5 protein-coding genes are annotated in these 4849 nt (G+C 69.7%); all 5 read right to left on the bottom strand.

Annotation, left to right across the window (positions count from 1 at the left end):
• Positions 1-108: 108 nt before the first annotated feature.
• The 5 genes from ACFWBB_RS42395 to ACFWBB_RS42375 all read right to left on the bottom strand — a co-directional run bounded on the left by ACFWBB_RS42395 (position 109) and on the right by ACFWBB_RS42375 (position 4557).
• Positions 109-1068, bottom strand: a complete 960-nt coding sequence (locus tag ACFWBB_RS42395; protein WP_385284595.1) for a sugar ABC transporter substrate-binding protein — start codon at positions 1066-1068, stop codon at positions 109-111.
• A gap of 53 nt (positions 1069-1121) precedes the next feature.
• Positions 1122-1514, bottom strand: coding sequence for a D-ribose pyranase (gene rbsD / locus ACFWBB_RS42390; protein ID WP_385284592.1), 393 nt, complete (start codon positions 1512-1514; stop codon positions 1122-1124).
• The gene (locus tag ACFWBB_RS42385; protein WP_385284589.1) at positions 1504-2463 is read right to left on the bottom strand and encodes a ribokinase; all 960 of its coding nucleotides are present in this window, start codon (positions 2461-2463) and stop codon (positions 1504-1506) included. Before ACFWBB_RS42385 ends, rbsD begins: the two co-directional genes overlap by 11 nt.
• Positions 2456-3601: a LacI family DNA-binding transcriptional regulator gene (locus ACFWBB_RS42380; RefSeq protein ID WP_385284586.1), complete on the bottom strand. Its 1146-nt coding sequence runs from the start codon at positions 3599-3601 to the stop codon at positions 2456-2458. The genes ACFWBB_RS42385 and ACFWBB_RS42380 overlap by 8 nt, the downstream gene beginning before the upstream one ends.
• A gap of 467 nt (positions 3602-4068) precedes the next feature.
• Positions 4069-4557: a GNAT family N-acetyltransferase gene (locus ACFWBB_RS42375; RefSeq protein ID WP_385284583.1), complete on the bottom strand. Its 489-nt coding sequence runs from the start codon at positions 4555-4557 to the stop codon at positions 4069-4071.
• Positions 4558-4849 lie beyond the last annotated feature (292 nt).

Here is a 4849-nt window from a genome sequence, read left to right as displayed (position 1 = left end):
GTGGGGGTGGGTTTTTTTTTTTTTTTAACCCACTCATTTTGTGGGGGGGGGGGGGGGGGGGGCGGGGTTGGCCCCCCCCCCCCCCCGGCCGCTGTGCGCGGTGATCGGTCAGGATCCGGAGGCGACGACCTTCAGCGGCGTCTTCTGCCAGCCGGTGACCGTCTTGCCGCCGATCATCTTCAGCGCGACGTCGATCCCGTCGGCGGCCTGCTCGGAGCCGAACTGGTCGAGGGTGGCGATCATCGTCCCGCTCGTCAGGTACGGCTTGACCGCCGGGATGTTGTCGATCGACACCACCTCGATGTCGGCCTTGCGCTCGGCGATCACCTTCATGACGCCCAGGGCCATGGAGTCGTTGGAGGCCATCACACCCTGGATGTCGGGGTTCGCCGTCAGCATGTTGCCGAAGACCGTGTGGGCCTCGTCGGTCTCCCAGTGCGCGGTCTTGGAGTCCAGCAGTTTCAGGCCGCCGGCCGTGACCGCGTCCTCGTAGCCCTTCTTGCGCTGCAGCGCGTTGTCCGCGCCGGGGTTGCCCTCCAGGATCACGACCTTGCCGCCGGTGCCGAGCTTCTTCGCCAGCACCGCGCCGACCTCCTTGGCGCCCTCCCGGTTGTCCGGACCGACCAGCGGGACGTCGATGCCGGCCGCCTTGAGCGCGTCCGCGTCGAGCGCGACGTCGATGTTGACCACCTTGATGCCCGCCTTGGTCGCCTTGACGACCGACTGCACCAGCGCCTTGGAGTCGGCCGGCGCGATGACGATCGCCTGCACCTGTTCGGTGACGCACTTGTCGACCAGGGCGATCTGGCCGTCGACGTCGGTCTCGTTCTGGATTCCGCTGGCCTCCAGCTTCAGCGAGCCGAGCTTCTTGACGTGGCTGGTCGCGCCGGCCTGCATCTGCTGGAAGTACTCGTTGGCCAGGGACTTCATGATCAGACAGACCGTCGGCTTGCCGCTGGTCTTCGCCGACGTGCTGCTCGCCGGCTCCTCGGAGCCGCAGGCCGCGACTGAGAGCAGGGCGGACATCGCGACGAGCGTGCCGATCGTGGTGCTTGTCTTACGTCTCATGGTCTTGGACCTCTCTGGGTGGACTGCGCGGGATGCCGTGTGTTCCGGGGGTGTCAGAACGCGACCCCCGCGTGCAGGACGGCGTTGGCGTACGGTGTCGTCTCGCCGGTGCGGACGACGGCCCTCGCCCCGGCGGTGATCAGCTTGAGCTGCTCGTGGGGCAGCTGGGAATGGGATGTTGTCGGGGCGAGCGCCCCGATCAGGCCGTCGAGCGTGGCCTGGTGGGTGAGTTCGGTGGCGTAGGTGACGTGCTCGAAGACCGCTTCGCCGAGGACCGCGCTCAGAACCGGGAGGAATCCCGGTTCGCCTCGGCTCCACACGAGGTCGATCCGTTCCACGCCCCTGGGGACCGGCAGGCCGGCATCGGCGACGACGATCAGGTCGGTGTGGCCGAGACCGACCAGGATCTCCATGAGACGCGGATGCCAGAGACCGTCAGGACGCATGATCACTCCTTTGTTTGAGGAATTCGTCGACCTCCGTCCTGTTGGGGAACGAGGCCAGCCCGCCCCGGCTGGCCGCGGCGAGCGCTCCGGCCGCGCAGGCGCGGCGGACGGCTTCGCCGAGGTCCGGGACGCCGGTCGCCCGGGCCACGGTGAGGGCCGCGCAGAACGTGTCCCCCGCGCCGACCGCGTCGATGGCGTCCACCGGAAAGGCCGGGACGTGTTCGCTGTGCCCGTCCGAACCGGCGTAGACCGCACCCCGCGCGCCGAGCGTCACGACGACATCGGACGGCCCGAGGGAGCGCAGAGCGGCCGGATAGGCATGCGGATCCGGGCCCGCCGGACCCGACGGGGCGGCATCGAGCAGGCCCGCCGCCTCGACCTCGTTGACGATCAGCACATCCGCCTCCGCGATCAGGCCGCGAAGATCGTCTCCGATGACGTGCGGCAGCGGCGCCGCGTTGAGCACGACCTGCACACCTGCGGCACGGGCCAGCCGTGCGGCCGCCGTGCAGGTCGCGACCGGCACCTCCAGCTGGAGCAGCAGGGCGTCGGCGCGGGCCAGCCGTTCGGCCAGGCCGTCCAGGCAGTCAGGGCCGAGCTGTCCGTTGGCGCCCGGCGAGACGGTGATGATGTTGTCCCCGTCGGGGCCGATGACGATCAGCGCGGTGCCGGTGGCCGTGGCCACGGTGGCCACCGCCGAGGTGTCGACGCCGGCCGCGTCGAGCGCCCGGCGGGCCTGGCTGCCGAACTCGTCCGAGCCGACGCGGGCGACCATCGTCGTACTCGCGCCGAGCAGCCTGGCGGCGACCGCCTGGTTGGCGCCCTTGCCGCCGGCCCCGTGCTCCAGGTCACCGCCGGAGACGGTCTCGCCGGCCCGCGGCAGGTGCGGCACCCGGACCGAAAGGTCCATGTTGACGCTGCCGACGACCACGACGTTCGGTTCAGACATCTCCGTGCTCCCCGACTTGTGTCCGGGGCTGCGAGCGCACCGGCGGATCCGGGCTCACGGTGCCTCCGGGGCCACCACGTTCATCCGTCGCGCATCCATCGCGCCGGTCCCCGATCGCCGTATCGCCGCCCAGAGGATCGGGGCAGCCGCACGACCCGCGGGCGACGAGCGTCGCCTCGTGCGTGATGCGGCTGGGCGCGAGCTGCGGGTCACCGATCTTCGCCAGGAGCCACTCGACCGCCGAGCGTCCGAGGCTTTCGAACGGCTGACGCATCGTGGTCAGCGCGGGAACGGTGTAGGCGCTGGACTCGATACCGTCGAAGGCGCAGACGGCGAGGTCCCGCGGCACCCGCAGCCCCAGCTCGGCAGCGGCGCGCAGGACACCGAGCGCCTGCTGGTCGCTCGCCACGAACAGCGCTTCGGGGCGGTCCGGTCCTTCGAGCAGCGCGCGTCCGGCGCGGTATCCGGCCGCGTGGCCGAACGCCGCGTGCACCAGCATCCCGTCCTCGGAACTCAGCCCGGCTTCGGCAAGGGCCCGCCGCCAGCCGGCCACGCGGTCGACCGTTGGGTGGATGCCTTCGAGACCGGCGATGCAGCCGATCCTGGTGAGGCCATGGCCGAGCAGGTGCTTCGTGGCCTCGTACGCCCCACCCTCGTTGTCGACCACGACATGGGTCGCGCCCGGCAGATCCAGCTCCCGGTCGAGCACCAGGCGCGGCACCGTCGTCCCGGAGAGCTCGGTGATCCAGCTGCTCGCCCCATGCGCCGGGGCGACGATCAGGCCGTCCACCTGCCGGTCGATCAGCGTGTGGATGTACGAGGCCTCGCGGGCGTCGTCGTCCATCGCATTGCCCAGGAGCATGGTGTAGCCGGCCGTGAACGCGACGTCTTCAACTGCGCGGGCGAGTTCGGCGAAGAAGGGGTTGGAGTTGTCGGGCACGACCAGTCCGAGGGTCATGGTCCGCGACGTCTTCAGCGACCGGGCGACGGCGTTGGGCCGGTACCCGAGCTCCTTGATGGCCCGCTCGATCCGCTCTCGGGTAGCCGGCGCGACCCCGCGCGGACCGTCGTTGAGCACGTAACTCACCAGGGCCTCGGAGGTCCCCGCCAGCCGCGCCACATCGCGTCGCGTCACCATCCCGTCATCACCTCAACCTTCTTCAACTCGTGTTGACTACTCGTGTTGAGTCGAGAGTGTGCGGTTGTCCGGCCTTCATACACAAGTAGTGATCCCGAAACATTTCGGTAACGGGCCGCCCGTGCGGTCCGTCACGCCGGGAGTGCGAATCCTCCAGGCGGTCCAGCCAGGGGGCCTTAACGCCTCGCAGGGGCTTTCGCGGGATGACGCACCGAACGGAACCAAGGCATGCCGGGCCGAGGCGACCAGCCACGGTCCGACAGGCCTGGGACAATCGCGGCATGGCATCAACGTCCGGCGTCTCGGAGCTGCACCGCGAGAGGTGCGCCCGACGCCAGCCCGCAGATCTCGCCGAGCTCGCGGGCCCCGCCCTACGCGAGCGAGCTCCTGGGTTGGCCGATCCAGTGCTCGGCCATTGAACCGGTGAGGGCCGCCGGACCGGCGACGGCACTCACCGGAGTCATCGATCACATGGGGAGCGAGAGCAGGCGGACGTCTCCAGCAGGCCAATTCGCACCGTCGTGCAGTGGCGTCCACATGGTCCGCAGCGGCATGATCACGGGCCCTTCGGGCTGCTCGACGTGGACGTCCTGTTCAAGGGTGCGCCAGCCCAGTCGCTGGTAGAGCGGGACGAGGGGTGGCCGGCAGAAGAGAAGCCCGTGCTGGGGCCCCATCGTCCGTGCGTGGTCTAGGGCTGCCGACACGACCGACCGCGCCAGTCCGTGGCCCCGCAGGTCGGGAGCGACAGCCACCCCGCCGACGCCCACCACCTGTGTGCCGACACCGTCGATGGCTATGGGGAGTTGCAGCAGACCGGCGTGCGCGACCAGGCGGCCCTTCTGCCTGATACCGAAATGATCCTTCTTGGGCAGCCATGTCAATCCGGCGTCCGCGACGCCGAAGGGATCGGCACTTTCGCCGAGGATCTCGATCTGCTCGGTCTTCCTATACTCCATGAGCCGCACCACGGTTGGCGATGCGGACGAGTGGCGATCTGTCATCCCGCCATGATCCTGTTCGCGTCGACCCTGGCCAACTGAAGCGCCAAGGGCGGCCAGCCGAGGTGCTCGGCCGCACTGGCGCAGGCCCATGCGCAGACAGGTGCGGCCACCGCTGATCATCATCGTGACCGACCACCACGCTCACCTGCTCGCCGCCATCGTCGAGCTCGGCGGTGAGCTGGAGCTCCCGGCTACCCGTAACGGGCGCTTCAGGGGCGCGGTCATCCCAGAAGGCTGCGCGGTCAGC

The organism is Streptomyces sp. NPDC060000 (assembly GCF_042737375.1).
Taxonomy (GTDB): Bacteria; Actinomycetota; Actinomycetes; order Streptomycetales; family Streptomycetaceae; genus Streptomyces.
This window is presented reverse-complemented; position numbering and strand designations above follow the sequence as displayed.